At 59.8% G+C, this 26,655-nt stretch carries 23 protein-coding genes; 13 read left to right on the top strand and 10 right to left on the bottom strand.

Features of this window, described 5'->3' with window-relative positions; genetic code table 11:
* Window positions 1–164 precede the first annotated feature (164 nt).
* Window positions 165–4,013 carry a bifunctional diguanylate cyclase/phosphodiesterase gene (locus EI969_RS01865; RefSeq protein ID WP_160385673.1) on the bottom strand — a complete coding sequence of 1,283 codons (3,849 nt, stop codon included), beginning with the start codon at window positions 4,011–4,013 and terminating at the stop codon, window positions 165–167.
* A gap of 276 nt (window positions 4,014–4,289) precedes the next feature.
* Between EI969_RS01865 and ettA the strand changes: the two genes are divergently transcribed.
* Window positions 4,290–5,954 carry an energy-dependent translational throttle protein EttA gene (gene ettA, locus EI969_RS01860; protein ID WP_075948376.1) on the top strand — a complete coding sequence of 555 codons (1,665 nt, stop codon included), beginning with the start codon at window positions 4,290–4,292 and terminating at the stop codon, window positions 5,952–5,954.
* 368 nt (window positions 5,955–6,322) lie between these two features.
* Window positions 6,323–7,660: an NADP-specific glutamate dehydrogenase gene (gene gdhA, locus EI969_RS01855; RefSeq protein WP_160385672.1), complete on the top strand. Its 1,338-nt coding sequence runs from the start codon at window positions 6,323–6,325 to the stop codon at window positions 7,658–7,660.
* Here gdhA and EI969_RS01850 read toward each other — a convergent pair.
* The 4 genes from EI969_RS01850 to EI969_RS01835 form a co-directional block, all read right to left on the bottom strand.
* Window positions 7,657–8,151 (bottom strand): GreA/GreB family elongation factor, encoded by a 495-nt coding sequence (locus tag EI969_RS01850; RefSeq protein WP_160385671.1) that lies wholly within the window; start codon window positions 8,149–8,151, stop codon window positions 7,657–7,659. The two genes, gdhA and EI969_RS01850, sit on opposite strands and share 4 nt — an antisense overlap.
* 70 nt (window positions 8,152–8,221) lie before the next feature.
* The gene (locus EI969_RS01845) at window positions 8,222–8,578 is read right to left on the bottom strand and encodes a hypothetical protein (RefSeq protein ID WP_160385670.1); all 357 of its coding nucleotides are present in this window, start codon (window positions 8,576–8,578) and stop codon (window positions 8,222–8,224) included.
* 185 nt (window positions 8,579–8,763) lie between these two features.
* Complete coding sequence (locus EI969_RS01840) at window positions 8,764–10,617, bottom strand: DUF4105 domain-containing protein (RefSeq protein ID WP_160385669.1); 1,854 nt, start codon at window positions 10,615–10,617, stop codon at window positions 8,764–8,766.
* Window positions 10,618–10,832: 215 nt separating this feature from the next.
* A complete protein-coding gene (locus EI969_RS01835) occupies window positions 10,833–11,321 on the bottom strand; it encodes a DUF3015 domain-containing protein (RefSeq protein WP_160385668.1) in 489 nt (162 codons plus the stop codon).
* A 278-nt stretch (window positions 11,322–11,599) separates the two neighbouring features.
* Between EI969_RS01835 and EI969_RS01830 the strand changes: the two genes are divergently transcribed.
* Window positions 11,600–14,038, top strand: a complete 2,439-nt coding sequence (locus EI969_RS01830) for a Lon protease family protein (protein ID WP_160385667.1) — start codon at window positions 11,600–11,602, stop codon at window positions 14,036–14,038.
* 254 nt (window positions 14,039–14,292) lie between these two features.
* A complete protein-coding gene (locus EI969_RS01825) occupies window positions 14,293–14,634 on the top strand; it encodes a hypothetical protein (RefSeq protein ID WP_160385666.1) in 342 nt (113 codons plus the stop codon).
* Window positions 14,635–14,640: 6 nt separating this feature from the next.
* On the opposite strand, the gene EI969_RS01820 is transcribed toward EI969_RS01825, so the two are convergent.
* A complete protein-coding gene (locus tag EI969_RS01820; protein ID WP_160385665.1) occupies window positions 14,641–16,470 on the bottom strand; it encodes a hypothetical protein in 1,830 nt (609 codons plus the stop codon).
* Window positions 16,471–16,641: 171 nt separating this feature from the next.
* Here EI969_RS01820 and EI969_RS01815 point away from each other — a divergent pair, with 171 nt between their 5' ends.
* The 3 genes from EI969_RS01815 (at window position 16,642) to EI969_RS01805 (ending at window position 18,279) form a co-directional block, all read left to right on the top strand.
* Window positions 16,642–17,130, top strand: a complete 489-nt coding sequence (locus EI969_RS01815; protein ID WP_007970904.1) for a TIGR00645 family protein — start codon at window positions 16,642–16,644, stop codon at window positions 17,128–17,130.
* 119 nt (window positions 17,131–17,249) lie between these two features.
* Window positions 17,250–17,540 carry a DUF6482 family protein gene (locus EI969_RS01810; protein WP_160385664.1) on the top strand — a complete coding sequence of 97 codons (291 nt, stop codon included), beginning with the start codon at window positions 17,250–17,252 and terminating at the stop codon, window positions 17,538–17,540.
* A gap of 121 nt (window positions 17,541–17,661) precedes the next feature.
* The gene (locus EI969_RS01805; RefSeq protein ID WP_108231230.1) at window positions 17,662–18,279 is read left to right on the top strand and encodes an FKBP-type peptidyl-prolyl cis-trans isomerase; all 618 of its coding nucleotides are present in this window, start codon (window positions 17,662–17,664) and stop codon (window positions 18,277–18,279) included.
* 135 nt (window positions 18,280–18,414) lie between these two features.
* On the opposite strand, the gene EI969_RS01800 is transcribed toward EI969_RS01805, so the two are convergent.
* The 3 genes from EI969_RS01800 to EI969_RS01790 all read right to left on the bottom strand — a co-directional run bounded on the left by EI969_RS01800 (window position 18,415) and on the right by EI969_RS01790 (window position 20,351).
* Window positions 18,415–18,672 (bottom strand): hypothetical protein, encoded by a 258-nt coding sequence (locus tag EI969_RS01800; protein ID WP_150716723.1) that lies wholly within the window; start codon window positions 18,670–18,672, stop codon window positions 18,415–18,417.
* Window positions 18,673–18,874: 202 nt separating this feature from the next.
* Complete coding sequence (locus tag EI969_RS01795; RefSeq protein WP_034148223.1) at window positions 18,875–19,216, bottom strand: zinc ribbon domain-containing protein YjdM; 342 nt, start codon at window positions 19,214–19,216, stop codon at window positions 18,875–18,877.
* Window positions 19,217–19,382: 166 nt separating this feature from the next.
* Entirely contained in the window at window positions 19,383–20,351 is a 969-nt protein-coding gene (locus EI969_RS01790; RefSeq protein WP_160385663.1) for a polyprenyl synthetase family protein, read from the bottom strand.
* Between the two features lie 239 nt (window positions 20,352–20,590).
* On the opposite strand from EI969_RS01790, the gene rplU reads away from it, so the two are divergent.
* The 5 genes from rplU to EI969_RS01765 all read left to right on the top strand — a co-directional run bounded on the left by rplU (window position 20,591) and on the right by EI969_RS01765 (window position 24,350).
* Window positions 20,591–20,905, top strand: coding sequence for a 50S ribosomal protein L21 (gene rplU, locus EI969_RS01785; protein WP_003176051.1), 315 nt, complete (start codon window positions 20,591–20,593; stop codon window positions 20,903–20,905).
* Between the two features lie 35 nt (window positions 20,906–20,940).
* Window positions 20,941–21,198 carry a 50S ribosomal protein L27 gene (gene rpmA / locus EI969_RS01780; RefSeq protein ID WP_003205738.1) on the top strand — a complete coding sequence of 86 codons (258 nt, stop codon included), beginning with the start codon at window positions 20,941–20,943 and terminating at the stop codon, window positions 21,196–21,198.
* 195 nt (window positions 21,199–21,393) lie between these two features.
* Window positions 21,394–22,617, top strand: a complete 1,224-nt coding sequence (gene cgtA, locus EI969_RS01775; RefSeq protein ID WP_150716722.1) for an Obg family GTPase CgtA — start codon at window positions 21,394–21,396, stop codon at window positions 22,615–22,617.
* A gap of 137 nt (window positions 22,618–22,754) precedes the next feature.
* Complete coding sequence (proB, locus tag EI969_RS01770) at window positions 22,755–23,873, top strand: glutamate 5-kinase (protein ID WP_160385794.1); 1,119 nt, start codon at window positions 22,755–22,757, stop codon at window positions 23,871–23,873.
* A gap of 12 nt (window positions 23,874–23,885) precedes the next feature.
* Window positions 23,886–24,350 (top strand): CreA family protein, encoded by a 465-nt coding sequence (locus tag EI969_RS01765; protein WP_008022496.1) that lies wholly within the window; start codon window positions 23,886–23,888, stop codon window positions 24,348–24,350.
* Window positions 24,351–24,542: 192 nt separating this feature from the next.
* Here EI969_RS01765 and rpsT read toward each other — a convergent pair whose 3' ends face one another.
* Entirely contained in the window at window positions 24,543–24,821 is a 279-nt protein-coding gene (rpsT, locus tag EI969_RS01760; RefSeq protein ID WP_020798646.1) for a 30S ribosomal protein S20, read from the bottom strand.
* Window positions 24,822–25,073: 252 nt separating this feature from the next.
* Here rpsT and murJ point away from each other — a divergent pair, with 252 nt between their 5' ends.
* Window positions 25,074–26,612 carry a murein biosynthesis integral membrane protein MurJ gene (gene murJ / locus EI969_RS01755; protein ID WP_160385662.1) on the top strand — a complete coding sequence of 513 codons (1,539 nt, stop codon included), beginning with the start codon at window positions 25,074–25,076 and terminating at the stop codon, window positions 26,610–26,612.
* The last annotated feature ends 43 nt before the right edge of the window (window positions 26,613–26,655 follow it).

Raw genomic sequence — 26,655 nt, 5'->3', positions numbered from 1 at the left:
GACAAGTGGGCTTCATGTCGGGATCAGCGGTGATCGTGCCGGCCTCATCGCGAGCAAGCTCGCTCCCACAGGGTTCTCGGGTGCACACAAAATATGTGAACACTGTAAATCCACTGTGGGAGCGAGCCTGCTCGCGAAGGCGCCAGTAGCGGCGCTACAAAAATTCAGTCGAACATGAACAGCGCATCATTGCTGAACTGCCCTTCGAATCGCCCCGCCGGCATCGGACGCCCGAACAGGTAGCCCTGCACCTCGTCGCAACCGTGCTCGCGCAGGAAGTCCAGCTGTTCATGGGTCTCCACGCCTTCGGCGATCACCGCCAGGTTGAGGCTGTGGGCCATGGCGATGATCGCCCGAGCGATCTGCGCGTCCTGTTCGCCGGATGGCAGGCCATCGACGAAGGTGCGGTCGATCTTCAGGACGTCGATCGGGAACTGCTTGAGGTAGTTGAGCGATGAGTAACCGGTGCCGAAGTCGTCGACGGCAATGCTCAGGCCGAGGTTTTTCAGGCCATCGAGGATCTGCATCGCCTCGCTGACTTCGCGCATCAGGATACTTTCGGTGAGTTCCAGCTCCAGGCACGCCGGCGGCAGGCCGGTTTCCCTGAGGATGGTGGCGATGCGCGTACCGAGCTGGCCGTCGGAGAACTGCCGCGCCGAGATGTTCACCGACACCTTGGGCACGCGGACCCTGGCCTGATGCCAGGCCTTGAGTTGACGGCAGGCTTCGCTGATCACCCAGTCGCCGACATCCACCACCAGGCCGAGCTCTTCGAGCACCGGAATGAAATCCCCGGGTGGCACCAGGCCACGACGCGGGTGGCGCCAGCGCAGCAGGGCTTCGGCGCCGGTCAAACGTTTGCCATCGCCACTGAATTGCGGCTGGTAATACAGGACGAATTCGTTCTGTTCCAGGGCATGGCGCAAGTCGCTTTCCAGTTCCAGCCGCTCCAGGGCGCTGGCGTTCATGTCCGCCTGATAGAACTGGAAGTTGTTCTTGCCGCGCTCCTTGGCGTGGTACATCGCCGTGTCGGCGTTCTTCATCAGCTGGCTGAGCTCGTTGCCGTCCTGCGGGCTCAGGGCGATGCCGATACTGGCCGTGACGAAGAACTCGCGGCCTTCGAGCACGAACGGTTTCACCAGGCTGGCGAGAATCTGTTCGGCCACATGAATCGCCCGGTTCAGGGCGATTTCGCGGTTGGCCCGCGGTTGCAGGAGCAAGGTGAACTCGTCGCCGCCCATGCGTGCCACGGTGTCGTCATCGTCGACGCAACCGAGCAGGCGCGTGGCCATCTCCTTGAGCATGCGGTCGCCGGCGGCGTGGCCCAGGGAGTCGTTGATCGGCTTGAAGCGATCGAGATCGAGGAACATCAGCACCACCCATGACTTCTGCCGTTCGGCCGATTGCAGGGCGGTGTGCAGGCGGTCCTGGAACAGCGTGCGGTTGGGCAGGTGGGTCAGGGCGTCGTAGTAGGCGAGGCGGTGAATCCGCTGCTCGCTGGCCTTGCGCTCGCTGATGTCGCTGAAGAAGCACACGTAACTGGCCAGGTCGCCTTCATCGTCGAGCACGGCGGTGATCCCGACCCAGGCCGGGTAGTGCTCGCCATTGCGGCGCCTGAGCCAGACTTCGCCTTCCCAGGTGCTGTGCTGGCCCAATTGCTTGAGCACATAGCGCAGATGGGCCTCCTGCTGGTCGTCGACGGTCAGCATGTTCGGCAACTGGTCGAGCACCTGCTCCACGGCATATCCGCTGACACGGCTGAAGGCTTCGTTGGCCTGGACGATGTAGCCGGCCGGGTCGGTGATCAGGATCGCCGAGGTCGAATGTTCGAATACCGTGGCGGCCATGCGCAGGTCTTTTTCGGCCCGGCGTTGCTGGCTGATGTCGCGGCCGACGCCTAGCACGCCTTCGAATGTCCCGTGCTCGTCCCAGACCAATACCAGGCGCAGTTCGATCGGGATCTTGCGCCCGTCGGCCCGCAGGCAATCGAACAGGAACAGTTGGGTTTGTACCTGGCTGCGTAACACTGCCAGCTGGTCCGGCTGATCCAGCGCTTTGCTGACGCGGTCCATCAGTTGGTAGATGCCGGTCAGTTGTTGCGGGTTGGCGATGGTCGATTGCCAGCCGTTCTGGAAAATCCACTCGGCGTCGTAACCCAGCACGGCTTGCACCGAAGGGCTGACGTAGTTGAGGTTAAGGCGGCTGTCCGTGGAGAAGATCACGTCGCTGATGCTCTCGGCGAGCATCCGGTAGCGTTGCTCGCTGTCGCGCAGCGATTCGCTGGCTTCGATCTGGTCGGTGATGTCCTTGGCCACGCCAATGATCCGCGTGACCTGGTCGTCCTTGTCCCGCGCCAGTGCCTGCTCGCGAATCTCGAAGCGTCGCCACTGGCCGTCGCGATGGCGGAAGCGCAGCTGGCACTGCATCAACTGGCGATAACCGGCCTGGCGCTGGACCTGGCGGGAGCGGTGGTAATAGTCGGCGTCTTCGGGGTGCAGGAGGATTTCCCAGAAGTATTCGCCCATCTGGTGCAGTTCGGTGCGGTTGTAACCCAGGGTCTGGCCCAGATGGTGGTTGCTGAAAATCATGCGCTGACTGATCACATCCTGCACATACAGGTGATCCGGCACGGTGCGCACCACGTCCGACCAGAACCCTTCGCGCTCCTGCAAGGACAGTTCGATGAGCTTGCGGCTGGTGATGTCGGTGATGCTCAGGATCACCGCTTTATAGTCGTCCTGGGTTTGCGGCAGGCGCAGCACCAGCCACAGGTGCTGGTCGCGACCGCTGGCATCCTGCAGTTTGATTTCCAGCTCAAGCTGTTGCTGCTGGTTGAGTACCGCGTCGAGCACCTGGTTGCCGATGGCGGTGCCGTCCAGCGGGTTACCGTCGATCAGCAGTTTCCAGGCGTTGTTGGCGTTATCGACATTGAGCAGTTGCAGGGCGACCTGGTTGACCTCGGTGATCCGCAGCTCCTGCAGCAGTTGCCGGCGTTGTTCCGGGATCGCCAGCCACGCTTGCAGTTGTTCGCTGTCCTGCAGGTGTGTCTTGTCGAAGAAAAGCTTGAGCCCGGACATGTCGAGGACACACAAGGCCACACCAGTGCCTTCGAAAATGTCCTGATAACGCCGGCGGCCTTCATTCAATTGGCGCTGACGCCGGCGCATGTTCAGCAAGGCGATGAACGGCAGCATGGAAAACGCCAGGCCCAACACGCATTTGCCAATGAACGCCGGCAGCAGCTCCTCCAGCACGCGTTGCCGGTCGAACAAGCCACGCAGTTGCCAATCGCTGCTGCTCAACGGAACCGTCAGCACGCTGTTGGCGATATCGTCCTCGGTCAGTGTGCCCGGATTGACCGCGGGCTGCGCTTCGTCGCGGCTGATGATCTGATGATTGATGCGGTTTTCCACCAGCCACATCGGGCGGCCACCGGCCTCGATTTGCTTGGTCAGGGACGAAAAGAAGGTGGGGGTCAGGCGCAAGGCCCAGTAGCCTCGGGAGCTGCCGCTGGCCTGATGCAACAATAAATGCACCACGGAACCGTCGGTGGCGTTGCTGAAGTAGTGCGCCTGGGAGTGGCTGCGGCGGACCAGTTCACTCAGGTAGTCACTGTCATCGCTGTCGGCAGCGCTGTCACTGATGACTTTTCCCGAGGGGCTGAGCAACGCCAGGCTGCGCAGATCCGGCAGCGACTGTTGCAGCTTGCGCAGCAGGGCCTGCAGTTCATCGGCGCCCTGCGGTTGCTCGACGATCGGCAACAGGTTGAGGGCGATCTGCGCGTTGAGTGCCATGTTCAGGCTGACTTGCCCAGCCAGGTCGGCGGTGTAGTCGATGGTGTACTGGCGCTGGTTTTTCTGGGTTTCGCGCAACTGATCGAGCAACTGCCAGAACAGCAGGGCCAGCAGCAATAACACGAGTGTCGCCAAGGTGCCCTTCAAGGTGCCGCGCAGGGGGGAGCCGGGCGCTGTGGTGGGCGCACTGGAAGTCAGAGGCGGTGGGACATTGGACAAGCTGTAATCCTGCGGTTTGGCTGGACTGGCGCGACGTGCACTATAAGCCGGACGCCCGAAGGGCGGCTAGCATGCCTTGAGTTGTGGCGAAGTGCCAGCCCTTGTCCGTCGGCTGGACTGCCATCTGTCATTCAGGTAGCTTTGCCGGTTACGCGGGAGCGTTCCAGCTCCTAGACTCAGACTTTTTCAGCGTCGCCTCACACGGACGGCGCGCACAGTCTGGCCGGGCAATGCCTGCGCTCCAATCATTCATCAGTCACTGACCCAAGGTTCTCCATGGCTCAATACGTATTCACCATGCATCGGCTGGGCAAAGTTGTTCCGCCGAAGCGGGAAATCCTCAAAAACATTTCTCTGTCCTTCTTCCCGGGTGCCAAGATCGGCGTGCTCGGCCTCAACGGTTCGGGCAAGTCCACGCTGCTGAAAATCATGGCCGGCGTTGACACCGAATTCGAGGGCGAAGCCCGTCCGATGCCGGAGCTGAACATCGGTTACCTGCCGCAGGAGCCGCAACTGGATCCGACCAAGACCGTGCGTGAAGTGGTCGAGGAAGCGGTCAGCGTGATCAAGAACGCCCAGGCGCGCCTGGACGAGGTCTACGCGGCTTACGCTGAAGAAGACGCCGACTTCGACAAACTGGCTGCCGAACAGGCCAAGCTCGAAGCGATCCTGCAAGCCAGCGACGGTCACAACCTCGATCGTCAACTGGAAGTCGCCGCCGACGCGCTGCGTCTGCCGGCCTGGGACGCCAAGGTCGAATTCCTCTCCGGTGGTGAGAAGCGTCGTGTGGCCCTGTGCCGCCTGCTGCTGTCCGCGCCGGACATGCTGCTGCTCGACGAACCGACCAACCACCTGGACGCCGATTCCGTTGCGTGGCTCGAGCACTTCCTGCACGACTTCCCGGGTACCGTGGTCGCGATCACGCACGACCGTTACTTCCTGGACAACGTAGCCGGCTGGATCCTGGAACTCGACCGTGGCGCGGGTATTCCTTACGAGGGCAACTATTCGGGTTGGCTGGAAGCCAAGTCCGATCGTCTGGCTGCCGAATCCAAGCAGCAGTCGGCCCATGAAAAGGCCATGAAGGAAGAACTGGAGTGGGTGCGCAAAGGCGCCAAGGCCCGCCAGTCCAAATCCAAGGCTCGTCTGCAACGCTTCGAAGAAATGCAGTCGCAGGAATTCCAGAAGCGCAGCGAAACCAACGAGATCTACATTCCGGCCGGTCCGCGCCTGGGCGACAAGGTCATCGAATTCAAGAACGTCACCAAGGGCTATGGCGACCGCGTGCTGATCGACAACCTGTCGTTCTCCATGCCAAAAGGCGCCATCGTCGGCGTGATCGGCGGTAACGGTGCCGGTAAGTCGACCCTGTTCCGCATGCTGATGGGCAAGGAAACGCCGGATTCGGGCAGCATCGAAGTCGGCGAAACCGTGCAGTTGGCTTGTGTGGATCAGAGCCGCGAAGACCTGGACGGCAGCAAGACCGTGTTCCAGCAGATCTCCGACGGTTCCGACCAGATTCGCATCGGCAACTACGAGATCCCGTCGCGTACCTACGTCGGTCGCTTCAACTTCAAGGGCGGCGATCAGCAGAAGTTCGTCAAGGACCTGTCCGGTGGTGAGCGCGGTCGCTTGCACCTGGCCCTGACCCTGAAGGAGGGCGGCAACGTCCTGCTGCTCGACGAACCGTCCAACGACCTCGACGTCGAAACCCTGCGTTCCCTGGAAGAAGCCCTGCTGGACTTCCCGGGCGCCGCCATTGTGATCTCTCACGATCGGTGGTTCCTTGACCGCGTGGCAACGCACATCCTGGCGTACGAAGACGACTCGCAAGCGGTGTTTTTCGAAGGCAACTACACCGAGTACGAAGCCGACCGTAAAAAGCGTCTCGGCGAAGCAGCTGCCCAGCCGCATCGTGTACGCCACAAGAAACTCGCCTGAATTCGGGTGGGTTGCATAAAGAGCGGAGCCTTCGGGCTCCGTTTTTTTGCGTTTTTTTTCAGTGAGACCGAGTTGGATTCATCGCTGGCAAGCCAGCTCCCACATGATTTGTGTTGTGCCCGGATTGTGGGAACGCCGGGAAAACTGTGGGAGCCGGCTTGCCAGCGATGACGGTGTAACTGTTGGTGCATGACTTGAATCTGATCTCCCCATTCAGGTGCAGTAATGTCCAAAAACTCGGTTAATTTATATCCTGTGCACCATTTAATTTCATGAATGCGACATTTTGCTCTGTTCCTGTGCGCGAGTCGTTTGTTACAGTCCGGCCCAATCTCCTCCAACGACAATAAATTTGCCGAGACTTTTCCATGATCGAATCCGTCGAATCTTTCCTTGCGCGCCTGAAAAAACGCGACCCGGACCAACCCGAATTTCACCAGGCTGTCGAAGAAGTCCTGCGTACCCTGTGGCCGTTTCTTGAAGCCAATCCGCATTACCTGACCTCCGGCATCCTGGAGCGCATCTGCGAGCCGGAGCGGGCGGTGGTGTTTCGCGTGTCGTGGGTCGACGATCTGGGCAAGGTCCAGGTCAATCGCGGTTTCCGCATCCAGATGAACAGCGCCATCGGCCCGTACAAGGGTGGCCTGCGTTTCCACCCGTCGGTGAACATGGGCGTGCTGAAATTCCTCGCCTTCGAACAGACCTTCAAAAACTCCCTGACTTCGCTGCCAATGGGCGGCGGCAAGGGCGGTTCGGACTTCGACCCCAAAGGCAAGAGCGATGCGGAAGTCATGCGCTTCTGCCAGGCCTTCATGAGCGAGTTGTACCGCCACATTGGTGCGGACGTTGACGTGCCGGCCGGGGACATCGGCGTCGGTGCGCGGGAAATCGGCTTCCTGTTCGGCCAGTACAAGCGCCTGAGCAACCAGTTCACCAGCGTGCTGACCGGCAAGGGCCCGAGCTACGGCGGCAGCCTGATTCGTCCGGAGGCCACCGGATTCGGTTGTGTGTACTTCGCCGAGGAAATGCTCAAGCGCCGCGGCCTGGCCGTGGAAGGCAAACGCGTAGCGATCTCCGGCTCCGGCAACGTCGCGCAATACGCCGCGCGCAAGGTCATGGACCTGGGCGGCAAGGTGATTTCGCTGTCCGACTCCGAAGGCACCCTGTATTGCGAAAGCGGTTTGACCGAAGAGCAATGGCTGGCGGTGCTGGAACTGAAGAACGTACAGCGCGGGCGTATCCGTGAACTGGCCGGCCGTTTTGGCCTGGAGTTCCGCGCCGGTGAGTTGCCATGGAGCCTGAGCTGCGACATCGCCCTGCCATGCGCGACGCAAAACGAACTGGATGCCGACGCTGCCCGCACCTTGCTGCGCAACGGCTGCATCTGCGTGGCCGAAGGCGCGAACATGCCGACCACCCTTGAAGCGGTGGACCTGTTCATCGAGGCGGACATTCTGTTTGCGCCGGGCAAGGCGTCCAACGCCGGTGGCGTGGCGGTGAGCGGGCTGGAAATGTCGCAGAACGCCATGCGCCTGGCGTGGACCAGTGGCGAAGTGGACAGCAAGCTGCACGCGATCATGCAGTCGATTCACCACGCGTGCGTGCATTACGGCGAAGAAAACGGCCGGATCAACTACGTCAAGGGTGCGAACATCGCCGGCTTCGTGAAGGTCGCCGATGCCATGCTGGCCCAAGGCGTCGTCTAAGCCGGTTCGATGCGGATCACTTCGATCAGTTGATCCCCGGCGGGGCGCTGCCACAGCACTTCATCGTTGAGTCGTGCGCCGAGCAGCGCCCGGCCCAGCGGTGAACCCCAATTGATCAGGCCGTGGCCCGCATCGGCCTGATCCTCGCCCACCAGTTGTACCCGGCGTTCGGTGTCGTGTTCATCGGCATAGGTCACCCAACTGCCGATCTGCACCTTGTCGGTCGACGTCGCAACGGGTACCACCTGAGCGCTGCCCAGGCGCTGCTTGAAGTAACGCAAATCACGTTCGAGATCGGCCAGGCGCTGCTTGTCGGCCTGCTCGCCCCTTGCCGATTGTTCGGCGTGCAGGCTTTGCAGTTCGGCGAATTTAGCCTGCAACAGGTCCAGGCCTTGCGGCGTGACGTAGTTGGGCTGAGCGCTGACCTGCCGTTCGACGGGCTGATCGGCTTGCGCGGCGGCGTTATCTTCATTGACGAAGGCACGACTCATGGAATTCTCCCGGTATAGGGTTTGGGCCATGGTCGCAGGCATTTGGTTTCACTGGATGTCTGAAAGCGACTTACGGCGAGTGATAGGCCCGGGCGGCGTCCTGATCCTTTTGCTGCTCCCAGGCTTTGTCCCGTTCTTCCAGATGGCTGTTGCGATAATCCCCGCGGTCCTGGTTGTCCCGCATCGCCTGGCACTGGCGAAAGCCATCGCTCCAGCCTTCGGCGTACAGCGGATCCTTCAAGTAGCGTGGGACGTTCTTGCGGAATTCGCCAGTGATCGCCCCGGCGGCTTGCCGGCCGCTGCTGCAACCGTCATCGAAGCCATCGGCGAAGGCGGGCGGATAACCTTTGGCGAGCAAGTCATCGTGGGTTGACTGGCAACCTGCGAGCAGCAACAACACACCCACAACACTTGTATAACGGCGCATTCCTCACTCCCGGGCCATTCGGCGGCCTATGGGTGAAGTCTAGGAGAGGACGAGTGAGGCGATCGTGAAAGAAAGATCAAAGAATTCTTGTAGGAGCCGGCTTGCTGGCGATGGGATCAACGCGGTGTGTCCGAGTAACCACGCTGATGCCATCGCCAGCAAGCCGGCTCCTACAGGCGTGGCGATCAATAGTGGTACCACTTGAGCTCAAGCATCACCTCGTTCTCGGCCGTCGCCAAATGGCTGAACTCGCGCTGGGCGCTCAAGCGCAGGCCGAGATTGCGGGATATTTCCCACTGCTGATTCAGACTCAGGCTACGACGCACTTCACCATTGGTGAAGAAATCGCCCTTGGCTTCCACGCTCAAGTTGCCCAGCGGGTTTTTCCACAGCACGCCCGTGTTGAAGCCCGCCGCTGGCGCCACGAATGCGGCGAAGTCGTTGTTGTGTTCGATACGCACGGTGCCCAGGGCAAAACCGAGCATGTTCTCGCCCAGTTGCCAGGTTCCGCCGCCACCGCCGTTGACGTGGCTGACCAGGGTTTGGTCATCGTGCTTGCCCGGCACCCGCTCAAGGCCACCGGTGACTTGCCATGACAGTGGTTGCAGCAACTCATTGCGCGGGGTCAGGGAGCGGATGGTCGCCAGGTCCAGTTGCTGCACTTGCCAGTCATTGCCTTCGTACTGGCGCAGTTTCAATTGCAGGATTTCGATCTGCGCGCCGAGGGGAAAGCTTTCGTTGTTGTCATTGAGGTCGTGATAAGCCATGCGCAGGCCATATTCGCCAAAGGCTTTATCGCCACGGGTGCCAAGGCCGAGCTGCCAGGTACGGGACTCGTGGCCGTCTTCAGGCAGGCCGGGCTGCGGGATGTTCAGCTCGGGTGCCGGGTTCTGGTTGATTGCCCGCAACAGTTCGAAGCTGCGCTGGGCACGCGCCGGGTCGCGTTCCTGACCGTTGGCGCGATAGCGCTCCAGGCGATAGGCCGCATCGATGATCAGCGCCTGGCGGTCGCGGGGTTGCGTCTTGAACGCAGGATCTTGCAATTGTTTCTGATCGGCGCTGATTTTCAGCACCCATTGCTGCTCTTCAGGGTTCAACGGCTCAGCGCGACTGAGCAACTCGCGTTCCCGGGAGGGACGATACTGGATCGACTCCACCAGCCCGGCCTCTTTCACGGCCTTGACGGTGTCGGTGGGGATGGCCGTGAGCGGGAATTGCCCGGTCAGGCGCAGGCTCGGGCGGGCCACTTGCAGAAGTTCCAGCAAGCGGTAGGAGCAGTTTTCGTCGAAGAAGAAATAGTCGAACTTGATCTGCTTCAACTCCCAGACGTGCTCGACCATGCGCGCGGTTTCCTGCCGGGTCAGGTTCAGCCGGTATTCCCACAGGTCGCGGTTTTCCAGGCTGCGGTATTCCGAGAGTTTTTCCTGATAGGGCACCATTGCGAACAGGCCGGGATAGCCGCCCATCAGGCCTTTCCAGGCATAGAGGATGCTGTTGTCCGAGCCCTCGATGTAGGCGCCGAAGTTGATCGCATAACTGAGCAGCGAAGTGTTGTCGCTCTTCGCCTCGGCCTGGTCGATGCGTAGCAGGGTGTGGCCAAACATCGAGGACGGGCTGTTCAGATAGGCCGCCGGGAAGATCATCACCGCACTGTCCGGCGAGACGTCCTTGAACCATTGTTTGAACTCGGCGCAGGCCGGCGTCGGCAGGCCGGTCAGGCCGAGTTGTTCCTTCAGCCAGCGGGTACGGGCCGGGTAGACGCATTGAGCGTGTGTTTCACCGGCACTGGCCGGGGCGTACAAGGCTTGTACGGTCGCCGCGAGTTCACGGTCCGGATGTTCATTGCCGTCTGCGGCGAGAAAGAATTTCGGGTCGCTGACATAGCTGCGCCAGCCACCGAGCTTGGCGGTTTCGTAATGGCCCAGGGATATCCAGAAAGGGTCGTTGGCCAGTTGCTGCAAACGTTGAGAGTCGATGTGAGGTGCGGCATACAGTGGGGCGCAGGCACACAGCGCCAGCCAGGCAAGGCGTTTGAGCATAGGTGGCAACTTAACTTGAAAAAAATGAAGACCGGCGCGGTTGATGCTTCCCCCTGTAGGAGCTGGCTTGCCAGCGATGGTCTCTAAGGCGCCGCGTTTATCCAGTAGACACACGTCATCGTTAACGACCATCGCTGGCAAGCCAGCTCCTACAGTACGCAGGCATCACCCAAAAAACAAAACCCGCTTCCCGAAAGAAGCGGGGCAGGTCGAGCTTAAGCTTGAGTTGCGTACTTGGCCAGACGAGGGTCGGCTTTGAGCACGGCCAGGGTATTGGTATGCACGTCTTCGGCAGTCACGTCAGCCTTGCTGAAGATCTGCTGGAAGTGCTCGTGAGTGATGGCGGCGAAGTGCGCACGGTCTTCCGGCGCTACGCCCAGTACCACGGCATAGGTAGTCAGCGCTTCGCCCTGACCCTTGGCCATGTCTTCGGACAGCTCGTTCATCATGCCATTCATGGCAAACCAGGATTTGCCGCCATAGGTCAGCGAAGCATTGGTTGCGCAACCGTTGGTGCCGGAGGTCATGCCGAAGGTTGCGTTGCCGGAAGTGCCGTTGGTGGTGGATGCCAGGAAGTGAGCCGGAGTGCCACGCTGACCTTCGAACAGCATGTTGCCCCAACCGCAATCCGGGCCGCCTGGCGCCTGAGCCATGGCGTTGATGGATACAGCGGTGAAGAGAGTACCAAGAAGAATCCGTTTCATAGCTTTGTTCTCTTTATGTGCGTACCAATAGACAAGGGAGTCTGGCCCGTTCCGGTGCCAGTGGGCCGGGCAATAGTCCGGCCGCGCAGTTTGGAGTTTAGGCACGATCGCGGGGTTCCGTGATTTTTTGCAAAACATTCATGTCAAACGGCGGAGAAGGCCCGGCCCGCCTGGGGTTGGCAGATTGACTATGCTCAGGCCTGCGGCGCTCCTTGCCAGTCGGGCATGGGCAGCGCCAGAATGCTGCCATCTGCCCCGCCTGATTGTAAGGAAGCCCGATGCCTGATCCTGTTGCTGCCAGCTTGCGTCTAGCGCCCGAAGCGCTGACCCGTCCGTTTTCCGCTGAACAGTTCAGCTTCTCTACCACCAATGATCTGGAGCCCTTTCGCGGTGTGCTTGGCCAGGAACGTGCGGTCGAAGCCTTGCAGTTCGGTGTGGCCATGCCACGCCCCGGTTACAACGTATTTGTCATGGGCGAGCCCGGCACCGGCCGGTTCTCGTTCGTCAAACGCTACCTCAAGGCCGAAGGCAAGCGCCTGCAGACCCCAGCGGACTGGGTCTACGTCAACAATTTCGATGAGCCTCGCGAGCCGCGCGCACTGGAACTGCCGTCGGGTACCGCCGGTGCCTTCATCGGTGACATCAACGGCTTGATCGACAACCTGCTGGCGACGTTTCCGGCAGTCTTCGAGCACCCGTCCTACCAGCAGAAGAAAAGCAGCATCGACCGCGCCTTCAACCAGCGCTACGACAAGGCCCTGGACGTGATCGAGCGCCTGGCGCTGGAGAAGGACGTCGCGCTCTACCGCGACGCCAGCAATATCGCCTTCACCCCGATGGGCGACGGCAAGGCGCTGGACGAAGCTGAATTCGCCCAGTTGCCGGAAGCCGAGCGCGAACGCTTTCACGAGGACATTTCGGCACTCGAGGAACGCCTGAACGAAGAACTCGCCAGCCTGCCGCAATGGAAGCGCGAGTCGAGCAACCAGCTGCGTCATCTGAACGAAGAAACCATCACCCTGGCCTTGCAGCCATTGTTGTCGCCATTGTCGGAGAAGTACGCCGAGAACGCCGCGGTTTGCGGTTATCTGCAAGCCATGCAGGTGTATTTGCTCAAGACCGTGGTCGAGCAGTTGGTGGACGACAGCAAGACCGACGCAGTTGCCCGCAAGTTGCTGGAAGAACAGTACGCGCCGAGCCTGGTGGTCGGTCACTCGGCCAGCGGCGGTGCGCCGGTGGTGTTCGAGCCGCACCCGACCTACGAAAACCTCTTCGGTCGTATCGAATACAGCACCGACCAGGGCGCGCTGTACACCACCTACCGCCAACTGCGGCCGGGTGCCCTGCACCGGGCCAACGGTGGTTTCCTGATCCTTGAAGCGGACAAGATGCTCAGCGAGCCATTCGTGTGGGACGCACTGAAACGCGCCCTGCAATCGCGCAAGCTGAAAATGGAATCGCCATTGGGCGAGATGGGCCGCCTGGCCACCGTGACCCTGACACCGCAACACATTCCGTTGCAGGTCAAAGTCGTCATCATCGGTGCCCGCCAGCTGTATTACACGCTGCAGGACCTCGATCCGGACTTCCAGGAGATGTTCCGCGTCCTGGTGGATTTCGACGAAGACATCCCGATGGTCGACGAGAGCCTGGAGCAGTTCGCCCAGTTGCTCAAGACCCGTACTTCCGAAGAAGGCATGGCGCCGCTGACCGCCGATGCGGTGGCGCGCCTGGCGACCTACAGTGCCCGTCTGGCCGAGCATCAGGGGCGCTTGTCGGCGCGTATCGGTGACTTGTTCCAACTGGTCAGCGAGGCGGACTTCATCCGCCATCTGGCCGCTGATGAAATGACCGACGCCGGGCACATCGAGCGTGCGCTCAAGGCCAAGGCCACGCGGACCGGCCGGGTTTCGGCGCGGATTCTCGACGACATGCTGGCCGGGATCATCCTGATCGACACCGATGGCGCCGCGGTCGGCAAGTGCAACGGCTTGACCGTGCTGGAGGTCGGCGATTCGGCTTTCGGTGTGCCGGCGCGGATTTCCGCCACGGTGTACCCCGGTGGCAGCGGAATCGTCGACATCGAGCGCGAGGTCAACCTCGGCCAGCCGATCCACTCCAAAGGCGTGATGATCCTTACCGGTTATCTGGGCAGCCGCTACGCCCAGGAGTTCCCGCTGGCGATTTCCGCGAGCATCGCCCTGGAGCAATCCTACGGTTATGTCGATGGCGACAGTGCTTCCTTGGGCGAGGCCTGCACGCTGATCTCGGCCTTGTCGAAAACCCCGCTCAAGCAGTGCTTTGCCATCACCGGTTCGATCAACCAGTTCGGCGAAGTGCAGGCGGTCGGCGGAGTCAACGAGAAGATCGAGGGCTTCTTCCGTCTGTGCGAGGCCCGCGGTTTGACTGGCGAGCAGGGGGCGATCATCCCTCAAGCCAACGTCGCCACGCTGATGCTCGACGAGAAGGTGTTGGCGGCGGTGCGCGCGGGGCAGTTTCATGTCTACGCGGTTCGCCAGGCCGATGAAGCCTTGAGCCTGTTGGTCGGTGAACCGGCCGGCGAGCCGGACGAGAATGGCGAGTTCCCTGAAGGCAGCGTGAACGCGCGGGTCGTGGAGCGCCTGCGGGTTATCGCGGAAATGATCAGCGAAGAGGATCTGAAAGAAGCCGAGAAGGAGTTGGCGCAAGAGGCACTGGCGGAAACCAAGCCGGCTTGACACATCGTTGATTTGAAACCGTGCAATCCTTGTGGGAGCGAATTCGCTCCCACATTTTTTTGTAGCGAACGTCGAAAAGCGTCGTCGAAATGACGTCAATATTCACACTATGACCATTCGGCGCCTTTCGGTCTCACTCGGCTTACAGGCCAGACTTTTCTTCTATTCTCAGCTCAGGGATATCGACAGTAATCACAGGATCGAAACAGCCTTCACATGGGGGCTGAATACCGGATCTACCGAGGGTCGCCGCCATGTCGCGCAACCTCTGCCTCACCCGTCAATGCCTGGGCCTTGTGACCCGTATCGAATGTGCCATCCGTCCGCTGGCGGGAGACACCGGCATGTGGACTCTGCTGTTCGCCGCCGGAATGGCCGGTGAACAACCTTCGGCCATCAAGGCCCAAGGCCCGTTTCACGGTCCGTTCGCTGCTGAATCAATCCTCGACACCATCGTTGAAAGCCTGACCCTGCACGGCTACGAGTTGGCCGACGATCCGCAGATCTGGTGCCTGCACCTGCAAGCCCAGTTGCGGGAAATCAACGGTGGTCGCTGCCGTAACGTGGGTGGCTTCGAGTTTCACCCCGAGCATTGAGTCGCACTATTGATCAAGGCGCGTCATGTCGGCCTTGTCGAGTTTGACCTCGTAACCATATTGCACGGTGGCGAGGTCAGTGCGCTGATAGGTTTCCAGGCGCGTTGGCTGCCCGTAGAAGTAATGCACGGCAAACTGCGCCGGGCCCTGTGCGCTCGCGTCATGGCTGACCGATAGAATTTCCTTCAGGTAATTGCCGCTGTCGTCCTTGGCGAAAAAACGCCAGTCCTGGGCAGGAAATGCCTTCAGGTCCACCACCAGTGCATTGCCTTTGAGCTCAAGCCCCTTGGGCAATTGACGGCCTTCGATGGTTTTTTGCTCGACTGTGGCCAGGAACAGCGGCATCGAACCTACCGCGTAGGCCGGCGTTTCTGGAAACAGGTTCAGATCATAAGTGATGGTGCCGCGCAGGGGATCGATCTGGTACGCCTCGGGCGGCAGCTCGATCGGCTCGTCGCGTTTGCCACCCGCGTCTTCGGTAAAGAAACTCACCGGGCTATCACCAGGGTTGAACGATGTGCCCAGCAGTTCATCGTTGAAACTGCGCAAATGAGTAAACTCGATTCGCGCAGCGCTGGGGTCATCGACCGACTGACTGATGCTGACGTTCTTTTTCAGTTGATCCTCGCTCAACGTTGCCCCTTTCAACCAGGTCGCCGCCTGATCGTCATAGACCACCACGGGCAGGTTCAAGGGCTCAATGGCCTTGTCCGTGGTGTCGGCATCGAAGCGCCGGACGGGCAGGTCGAGGTCCTTGCGGGTAACGCTGGCAGCCGAAAAATCCAGGATGTTGACTTCGAGGGTTTCGATGGTCCCGTTGAAGTACACCTTCGAATAGTGTCGAGTCTGCTGTTTCTCAAAAGTGCGTTGTTCTTCGTCGAGTTGTTTTTCCAGTGCCTCGCTCCAACTCTTTTGTTGCTGCATCTTGGCCAACTGCTGCCGATAGAAGGCAATTTGCGCCGCGGCTTCGTTGATCGAGCCTGCGCGCGAGATGTATTGCCCGGTCGTGTCCCTGGCCTGGACGATCAGCGGATTCAGCGGTGTTTCACTGACCTCAGGCGCCAGCGGCGCGCTGTTGTTGTATTCGATTTCCGCGTAGTTGTTCGTCAGCGTGAGCAGGGTAACGCTCAGGTTGTCATTGCTGCGGGTCTGGCCGATGTCCTTTTTCGTCAGGTCGAAACTGTAGAGCCGGCGGGGCGCTATGACTTCGACCTTACCCTGCAGGCTCACGGGCTGCGGCTGTTTTTTCTTGTCGATGTCGAGGCCATCGATGAAGGGGTAGGCGATGGTCAGGTCATCGGGGTTGGTCAGGTTGGAGCTCGATGGGCTGAGTTGAATGCCGGGGTCGGTTTCCGACCATTCCGGCTGGAAGGGGATCACTCGCTTATTGCTCAGGGTGACCGACTGCCATTCCAGGCCATGGGGAAACAAAAACGTGGCGGGAGCGCTGAACGTGAAGGGAAATACCGGTTGCAGGTCGGTCAGGTAGTCGGAGCTGGAGTCCTTTTGCAGCACGAACAACCCGTTGATGTAGGTGTCGACCAGGGCCTGTGGGGTCGGGTAGTGCTTGAGCATGGCGAGGGCGTCTTCGCCGTATTCGGTTTCCAGCGGTTTGCTGTCGAGCTTGAGTTGCGCGCGTTCGAGCAGCAACAGCGAGCCGCCCAGCTCCGACACGGCATCCTTGAGCCGCGGATCCTGGATGGCATCCAGCGACTTTTCGAACTGCGCGGTTTTCTCTGCGAGGCTGACCTGGCGTTTTTCATCGCTGGGTGAGCAGCCGCTTAGCAGTAGCGCCAGGCAAACTCCGGCACTCGTCAAAGGCAATCGCACATCCATTTCCAGTCTTCCTGTCCGATATCACTGAGCGTTCAATGATTTGGACACTAGCAGAAAAACCTTGGCACACAGGCGCAGGTGACGGATTTTTCGACGATTTCTGACTGCTTCTGGGTACGGACGGCGGGCTGGTATACTCGCGACCGTTTACAGCCCAACATGTGAGATTCAATGGAACGCTTTATCGAAAATGCAATGTACGCCTCGCGCTGGCTGCTGGCGCCGATCTATTTCGGTCTGTCCCTCGGGCTGTTGGCGCTGGCACTGAAATTCTTCCAGGAAGTCTTCCACGTCATCCCGAACGTGTTTTCGATGGCCGAATCGGACTTGATCCTGGTGCTGCTGTCGCTGATCGACATGGCGCTGGTGGGCGGTTTGCTGGTGATGGTGATGATTTCCGGCTACGAGAACTTTGTCTCGCAACTGGATATCGACGACTCCAAGGAAAAGCTCAACTGGCTGGGCACCATGGACTCTTCGTCGCTGAAGATGAAGGTGGCCGCATCGATCGTGGCCATCTCGTCCATTCACCTGTTGCGCATCTTCATGGACGCCAAGAACGTCGATCCTGAGCATCTGCAGTGGTACGTGATCATCCACATGACTTTCGTGGTCTCGGCATTTGCCATGGGCTACCTGGATAAAGTCACCAAGCACTGATTTCAACTTCTCATTGTGGTGTGCAAAACAGACGGGCGGCTTCGTTTGTGTCTTGTGCTATGAAGCGCCGAAGCCTATCCCTGTAAGTGTGTTGGCTCGCCATAGCGTGAGGTGCGTTCATGAACCTGCAAGAGTTGAATGCCTATGCCATCGCCGGGAAGGTCGATGAGCTGAACCTGATCTCCATGGAGGGGGGCATTTACCTGCTGGAAGCACGGATGCATGGCGCGGCGTATCCCTTGAGCGATACGCACGGGCACATGATGAACCTGCGTTCGGTGGAGCATGCCCGTGATGTGCTGCGCTCCTTTCCCAAGTTGCATTTCAACCTCGTGCACACGGTCGTGCATGACGAAATGTGCGGGCTGGTTGCCGACGTGGAGGAAAACCTGAAGGTGCCGATCGCCTGACGTCCTTCATCAATCGCATGACATCTGTGCTAGTCTGCTGGCCCTTTTGGTTCCGGGCGCTCCGGGGCGCGCTGTGTACGCACGGCTTGTTCCCGAGTCGTCCGCACAGCGGAGCAGTGTCATGTCCGAAGTAAATCTGTCCACCGACGAAACCCGCGTCAGCTACGGCATTGGCCGTCAGCTGGGCGACCAACTGCGCGACAACCCGCCACCGGGTGTAAGCCTGGACGCGATCCTGGCCGGTCTGACCGACGCATTCGCCAGCAAACCAAGCCGTGTGGGTCAGGAAGAGATGTCCGCCAGCTTCAAGGTCATCCGCGAAATCATGCAGGCCGAAGCTGCAGCCAAGGCTGAAGCGGCCGCTGGCGAAGGCCTGGCTTTCCTGGCTGAAAACGCCAAGCGTGAAGGCATCACCACTCTGGCTTCCGGCCTGCAGTTCGAAGTGCTGACCGCTGGCGAAGGCGCCAAGCCATCCCGTGAAGACACCGTGCGTACCCACTACCACGGCACCCTGATCGACGGCACTGTGTTCGACAGCTCCTACGAGCGCGGCCAGCCTGCAGAGTTCCCGGTTGGCGGCGTGATCGCCGGCTGGACCGAAGCCCTGCAACTGATGAACGCCGGCAGCAAATGGCGCCTGTACGTGCCGAGCGAACTGGCTTACGGCGCTCAAGGCGTTGGCGGCATCCCGCCGCACAGCGTACTGGTGTTCGACGTCGAGCTGCTCGACGTTCTGTAAGACCCGCTGATTAGCTGTATCTGTAGGAGCGAGCCTGCTCGCGATGGGCGTCAACGATTACGCGGCCATTCTGAATGAACGCGGTGTGTTTGAGTTCTTCGCGAGCAAGCTCGCTCCTACAGTTTTTATGGTGTTTCATATCTCGATCTTATGGTTCAGATCGTGCGACGGGCGCAACGCCCGGGCATAGCAGAACAGAAACAGGTTACGCACCAGTTCCTTGAGCACCACCGGTTCGCTGGAGCTCAGGCCGCTGACGTCCAGGTCACCCTGATCCTGCAATTCACTCAAGGCTTCTTCTTCCAGCACGGCACAGACTTCCCCGGTTTCCCGATGCAGGATCCTGAGGTAAGGGTGTGGGCGGTCCAGCCAGGCATCGATCAAATAAGTCATGGTTCTCATCTCCATTGAAGGTTTGATGAGAATAATTCTTATTCATCAAATAGCAAGGGCCTATTGGCGGATTGCGCTTTTTTCCGGGTAAAGATTGCGTCAAGTCAAAGGGGCTGGCGTTTGGCTATTGCGAGGGTTTACTGGGGGAAGCGGGGAGGGGAGGTGCCATCCCACGCCGGGCGCGGGATGGAAAACAGCAGGCTCAGACTTTTCTGACGAACTCGGACTTGAGTTTCATCGGGCCAATGCCGTCGATCTTGCAATCGATATCGTGGTCGCCATCGCACAGGCGGATGTTCTTGACCTTGGTGCCGACCTTGACCACCAAAGACGTACCCTTGACCTTGAGGTCCTTGATCACTGTGATGGTGTCGCCGTCCTGCAGGACATTGCCGACCGAATCCTTTTTTACTGCGTCATCGGATGTCGCTTCGGCTTCACCGCTGGCGGACCATTCGTGGGCGCACTCGGGGCAGATCAGCTGGGCGCCGTCTTCATAGGTGTATTCGGAATTGCATTTCGGGCAGGGTGGCAACGTGCTCACTAAGGCTCCTTGGATTCAGGATCGCTAAAAAGCGCACATTATATAGGGTTTTATTGCAGGGAGGTGGGACTGTAGGAGCCGGCTTGCTGGCGATGCATGCGCCTCGGTGTGTCAGGAACACTCCGGTGATGCGATCGCCAGCAAGCCGGCTCCTGCGAAAAGCGGATCAGTGCGTACGCGCGACCGCGAACTCGCTCAGTTCAACCAGTGCATCGCGGTATTCGCTGGCAGGCAGCGCGTCGAGGCACTTGATCGCGCGGGCCACGTAATCGCGGGCCAGTTGCGCGGTGTACTCCAGCGAGCCCGAGGCTTCCACGGCTTCGCGGATGCTTTCCAGGTCTTCGATTCCGCCTTTCTGGATCGCCTTGCGCACCAGGGCGGCCTGTTCCGGCGTGCCTTCGCGCATGGTGTAGATCAGCGGCAGGGTCGGCTTGCCTTCGGCGAGATCGTCACCGACGTTCTTGCCCAGGGTTTCGGCGTCGCCCTTGTAGTCGAGCAGGTCGTCGACCAGTTGGAAGGCCACGCCCAGGTGATCACCGAACGTACGCAGGGCTTCGGCCTGTTCCGGCGTGGCCTGGCACAGGGCGGCGGCACTGTGGGTCGAGGCTTCGAAGAGCATCGCGGTCTTGCCGCGGATGACTTCCATGTAGGTTTCTTCGGTGGTGCTGGCGTCACGCACCTTCGACAGCTGCAACACTTCGCCTTCGGCGATGATGCGCGTGGCTTGCGAAAGGATCTTCATCACCGGCATGGAGCCCAGCTCGACCATCATTTCGAAGGAACGCGAGTACAGGAAGTCGCCCACCAGCACACTCGGGGCGTTGCCCCACATGGCGTTGGCGGTCGAGCGGCCACGGCGCATGCCGGACATGTCGACGACGTCGTCATGCAGCAGGGTGGCGGTGTGCAGAAACTCGATGGTCGCGGCCAGCAGGCGCAGGTCATCGCCTTCGCGACCCAGGGCCTTGCCGCACAGCAGCACCAATAAAGGACGCAGGCGTTTGCCGCCGGCCGAGGTGATGTAATCGCCGATTTTCGAGACAAGCGGCACGCGCGAAGTCAGCTGCTTCTTGATGATGCCGTCGACGGCGCTAAAATCGTCCGCCACCGCGCGGTAGAAAGCTTGGGGTTGCATCAGCGACAGTCGCTCCAGAAGGGTTGCGCGGCATGCTAGGACCCACGTCCGGGCCTGTCAAGGCGCGATGGACGGCCCCTTGCAAGGCGCTCGTGGCTTGCGTACAATCGCGCACCCTGAACTTCCTGGGCAGCACCTGCCTTACGCAATTGCAAACGGGCCTCCAGCCCCATGCAGCCATGCCAGCCAATACCTCTTCTTATAAAGAGCTGGGTGAGCAGGATTATCGGAGAAATACCATGTCTTATGCAGTAATCGTTACTGGCGGCAAGCAGTACAAAGTCGCTCCAGGTGAATACCTGAAGATCGAAAAACTGGAAATCGCTACCGGCGAATCCGTTACCTTTGATCGCGTTCTGTTGGTTGCCAACGGTGACGACGTGAATATCGGCGCTCCAGTTGTTGCTGGCGCTACCGTTGTGGCTGAAGTGATCTCCCAAGGTCGTCACGATAAAGTCCGCATCATCAAGTTCCGTCGTCGTAAGCACCACATGAAGCGTATGGGCCACCGCCAGTGGTACACCGAGATCAAAATCACCGGTATTCAGGCTTAATTTCAGCCTAATTCCTCACTAGGAGAATTGAACTCATGGCACACAAAAAAGCTGGTGGTAGTACCCGTAACGGTCGCGACTCAGAAGCCAAACGCCTTGGCGTGAAGATGTATGGCGGCCAGGCTATCAAAGCAGGCAACATCATCGTGCGTCAGCGCGGCACCCAATTCCACGCTGGCTACGGCGTTGGCATGGGTAAAGATCACACCCTCTTCGCTAAAGTCGAAGGCGTGATCAAGTTCGAAGTAAAAGGCGCCTTCGGTCGTCGTTACGTGAGCGTAATCGCCGCTTAATTGCGCGATCGCTGGAAAAGCCCTGTCTCGCGACGGGGCTTTTTCGTTTGTGGGGTGAGTCTCTTGCAAAGCTGTTTGTATGGGCTGTCGGCGTACGATGTAGGTATCGTGGTTTGGGGTCGCTGCGCTCATTTTTGCAAGAGTCTTATGTCTTGATTGTTTTTCGGCTCGTCCGTATGGCGAGAGGCGTTTGTTATGAAGTTTGTTGATGAAGTATCGATTCGCGTAAAAGCCGGCGATGGTGGCAATGGCGCCATGAGTTTCCGTCGGGAAAAATTTATCGAGAACGGCGGCCCGAACGGCGGTGATGGCGGTGACGGCGGTTCCATCTACATGATGGCCGACGAAAACCTCAACACCCTGGTCGACTACCGTTACACCCGGCACTTCGATGCCGAGCGTGGCTCCAACGGCGGCAGCACCGACTGCACCGGCAAGAAGGGCGAGGACCTGATCCTGCGTGTACCGGTCGGTACTACGGTGATCGACTCTGCCACTCAGGAAGTCATTGGCGACCTGACCAAGGCCGGTCAGAAATTGATGGTAGTGCAGGGCGGCTGGCACGGTCTGGGCAACACCCGTTTCAAATCCAGTACCAACCGTGCGCCGCGCCAGACCACTCCGGGCAAGCCGGGTGAGCAGCGCGACCTGAAACTGGAAATGAAAGTACTGGCTGACGTCGGTCTGCTGGGCTTGCCGAACGCCGGTAAAAGTACCTTTATCCGTTCGGTGTCGGCTGCCAAGCCGAAAGTTGCCGATTACCCGTTCACCACGCTGGTGCCGAACCTGGGTGTGGTCAGTGTCGATCGCTGGAAGAGCTTCGTGGTCGCGGACATTCCGGGTCTGATCGAGGGTGCTTCCGACGGTGCGGGCCTGGGCATTCGCTTCCTTAAGCACTTGGCGCGTACGCGTCTGCTGCTGCATCTCGTGGACATGGCGCCGCTGGATGACGCCAGCGCACCGGATGCCGCTGAAGTGATCGTCAACGAGCTGATCAAGTTCAGCCCGTCACTGGCGGAGCGTGATCGCTGGCTGGTCCTGAACAAGTGCGACCAGATCCTTGATGAAGAGCACGATGCTCGCGTCAAGGAAATCGTTGATCGCCTGGAGTGGACGGGTCCGGTCTACGTGATCTCGGCCATCTCCAAGCTCGGTACCGAGCGTCTGTGCCACGACATCATGCGTTACATGGAAGATCGCGCCGATCGCCTGGCCAATGACCCGGCCTACAAGGAAGAGCTGGCTGATCTCGATCAGCGCATCGAAGATGAAGCCCGCGCGCAACTGCAGGCGCTGGATGACAAGCGTGCCCTGCGTCGCAGCGGCGTGAAGTCGGTCCACGACATCGGCGACGATGACTGGGATGAAGAAGATGTGGATGACGAAGACGGTCCGGAAATCATTTACGTGCGTGACTGATTCGTTGCGATAAACTTAAGCGCCGCTCAATCGAGCGGCGTTTTAGTATCTGGAAATTGATTGTTGGTCACGAATAACCACGAATAACGTCACGGGCAGTGCCAGGTCGCGCTGCCCTCAAGCTAAGGTTGAAGATGATGCGGAGCAAGGTGACAGGTGCGCAGCGTTGGGTCGTGAAGATCGGCAGCGCTTTGCTGACGGCGGACGGCAAGGGCCTGGATCGCGCGGCAATGGGTGTCTGGGTTGAGCAGATGGTGGCCTTGCATGAGGCGGGCGTCGAGCTGGTGCTGGTGTCCTCCGGGGCGGTGGCGGCCGGCATGAGCCGTCTGGGCTGGACCTCGCGACCCAGTGCGATGCACGAGCTTCAGGCCGCCGCCGCAATCGGTCAGATGGGGCTGGTGCAGGCCTGGGAGTCGAGCTTTGCCGAGCATGGCCGGCATACGGCTCAGATTCTCCTGACCCATGACGACCTGTCCGACCGCAAGCGCTACCTCAATGCCCGCAGCACCTTGCGTGCGCTGGTCGAGCTCAAGGTCATCCCGGTGATCAACGAGAACGACACCGTGGTCACCGACGAAATCCGTTTTGGTGACAACGACACCCTGGCGGCGCTGGTGGCCAACCTGGTCGAGGCGGACTTGCTGGTGATCCTGACGGATCGCGATGGCATGTTCGACGCCGATCCGCGCAACAATCCGGATGCCCGGCTGATCTACGAAGCGCGTGCCGATGATCCGGCGCTCGATGCGGTGGCGGGCGGTACGGGCGGGGCGCTGGGGCGTGGTGGCATGCAGACCAAGCTGCGCGCTGCGCGTCTGGCGGCCCGTTCGGGTGCTCACACCATCATCGTCGGTGGGCGGATCGAGCGCGTGCTGGATCGTCTCAAGGCTGGCGAGCGCATCGGCACCTTGCTGTCGCCAGAGCGCGGCATGCTGGCGGCGCGCAAGCAGTGGCTGGCCGGTCATCTGCAAACCCGTGGCACCCTGGTGCTGGATGCGGGGGCGGTGACCGCGTTGTCCCAGGGCAACAAGAGCTTGCTGCCGGTCGGGGTCAAATTGGTGCAGGGCAGCTTCCGTCGTGGCGAAATGGTGGTCTGCGTGGCGCCGGACGGTCGTGAGATTGCCCGTGGCCTGGCGAACTACAGTGCGCTGGAAGCGCAAAAAATCATCGGTCAGTCGTCCGAGGCGATTGTCGGTCTGTTGGGTTACATGGCGGAACCGGAACTGGTTCACCGCGATAACCTGATCCTGGTCTGAAGGAATACCTGAATGCGCGTGGCAAAAGGATTGTTGGGATTGCTGTTGGCGATGCCATTGCTGGCCTCGGCCGAGGAAATCGGTCAGGTGTCGACGGTGTTCAAGTTCGTCGGGCCGAATGACCGGATCGTGGTCGAGGCCTTTGATGATCCCAAGGTCGACGGCGTGACTTGCTATCTGTCGCGCGCCAAGACGGGCGGTGTGAAGGGTGGCCTGGGGTTGGCCGAGGATCGTGCCGAGGCGTCCATCGCTTGTCGCCAGGTCGGGCCGATCAGCTTCAAGGGTGAGCTCAAGGATGGCGACGAGGTGTTCAAGGAGCGCACGTCCCTGGTGTTCAAGACCATGCAGGTGGTGCGCTTCCTAGACAAGAAGCGCAATACGCTGGTGTACCTGGTGTATAGCGATCGTTTGATCGAGGGTAGTCCGCAGAATGCGGTGACGGCGATTCCGATCTTGCCGTGGGCGCACGCCCAATAACCTGATGTAAATCGAACTCTGTAGGAGCGAGCTTGCTCGCGAGGGACGCATGGGCGACATGGGCTGTCTGGTGCCCCGTGTTATCGTTGACGTCCATCGCGAGCAGGCTCGCTCCTACAGTTTTTTTGTGCCCATCAAATCGCAGACAATAAAAAACCGACCCTGAGGTCGGTTTTTTAATGAACGAGTCGCTTAGGCAGCAGCGGCAACGTTCAGGGCCTTAACGTGGCCATTCAAACGGCTCTTATGGCGAGCAGCCTTGTTCTTGTGGATGATGCCTTTATCGGCCATGCGGTCGATAACTGGCACAGCCAGAACGTATGCAGCTTGAGCTTTTTCAGCGTCTTTTGCGTCGATGGCCTTAACTACATTCTTGATGTAGGTACGAACCATGGAACGCAGGCTGGCGTTGTGGCTGCGACGCTTCTCAGCCTGTTTTGCACGTTTTTTGGCGGAAGGTGAGTTGGCCACCGTCGAGCTCCTCGAAAGACTTTTTAGGAAATAGCAAACAAAATAGGCCGCGAATCATGCCGATGAAGAGAAGTCTTGTCAAGGGCGCTTGAAACGTTCCGCTAAGTGGTAGGTATGAAGAGGCGGGATATTTATTTCCGGCGCTTGACCTGTAAACTCGCGAGCTTTGGCTCTGTGCTGTTGCGGCGCGGAGTATCGCACAAGTAGGCGCATTGTTCGCCTGCTGTTTATCGACAGGCACAAACTTCTTCCATGAATCTGCTCAAATCGTTGGCCGCCGTCAGCTCTATCACGATGCTTTCCCGGATTCTGGGATTTGTTCGAGACACCCTCATTGCGCGCACATTTGGCGCGGGAATGGCGACGGACGCCTTCTTCATCGCCTTCAAATTGCCCAATCTGCTGCGCCGGATCTTCGCTGAAGGGGCTTTTTCCCAAGCCTTCGTGCCGATTCTTGCGGAATACAAAAGCCAGCAGGGCGAAGAGGCGACGCGCACCTTCATTGCCTACGTTTCGGGTTTGTTGACGCTGGTGCTGGCGCTGGTCACGGCGCTGGGCATGCTTGCCGCGCCCTGGGTCATTTGGGTGACTGCGCCGGGATTCACCGATACTCCGGAAAAATTCGAGCTCACGTCCAATCTATTGCGGGTGACCTTTCCTTACATATTGCTGATCTCCCTGTCGTCATTGGCGGGCGCGATCCTCAATACCTGGAACCGTTTTTCGGTGCCGGCGTTCGTGCCGACCCTGCTCAACGTCAGCATGATCATCTTTGCGTTGTTCCTGACACCGTATTTCGATCCTCCCGTGATGGCGCTCGGCTGGGCGGTACTGGTCGGTGGCTTGGCGCAGCTGCTCTATCAGCTGCCGCACCTGAAAAAGATCGGCATGCTGGTGCTGCCGCGCCTTAATCTGCGCGATACAGGCGTGTGGCGGGTAATGAAGCAGATGCTGCCGGCGATCCTCGGGGTGTCGGTGAGTCAGATTTCGCTGATCATCAACACTATTTTCGCTTCGTTCCTGGTCGCCGGTTCCGTGTCCTGGATGTACTACGCCGACCGCCTGATGGAGTTGCCGTCTGGTGTTCTGGGCGTCGCGTTGGGGACAATTCTGCTGCCGACTCTGGCCAAGACCTACGCCAGCAAGGATCGCCAGGAGTACTCGCGCATCCTCGATTGGGGCCTGCGCCTGTGCTTCGTGCTGGTATTGCCTTGCGCCCTGGCGCTGGGGATTCTGGCCGAGCCGCTGACGGTTTCGCTGTTCCAGTACGGCCAGTTCGATGCCCATGATGCCGCCATGACCCAGCGCGCACTGATCGCTTATTCCGTCGGTTTGCTCGGGATCATCGTGATCAAAGTGCTGGCACCGGGGTTTTATGCGCAACAAAACATCCGCACGCCGGTGAAAATCGCAATTTTCACGCTGGTCGTCACCCAGTTGTTCAACTTGTTGCTGATCGGTCCGCTGGCTCACGCGGGCCTGGCACTGGCCATCAGCGCCGGCGCCTGTCTCAATGCAGGCTTGCTCTTCTATCAATTGCGCAAGCAGCAGATGTACCAGCCGCAGCCGGGCTGGGCAAAGTTCGGCTTGAAGCTGGTGATAGCGGTCTCGGTGATGTCTGGCGTGTTGCTGGCAGGGATGCATTTCATGCCGGCCTGGGGCGAAGGGCAGATGCTTGAGCGTTTCCTGCGTCTGGGTGCCTTGGTCGTTGCCGGTGTGGTGGCTTATTTCGGCATGTTAGTGTTGATGGGCTTCCGTTTGCGCGACTTCAATCGCAAGGCGCTGGGATAGAGGTTCTGGCCTCGATAAACACGGGCGAGCCGGCGGTTTTGTC

Source organism: Pseudomonas sp. PB101 (genome assembly GCF_009764265.1).
Taxonomy (GTDB): domain Bacteria; phylum Pseudomonadota; class Gammaproteobacteria; order Pseudomonadales; family Pseudomonadaceae; genus Aquipseudomonas.
The sequence above is the reverse complement of the archived record's forward strand: the minus strand, read 5'-3'. Positions and strand labels throughout refer to the sequence as shown.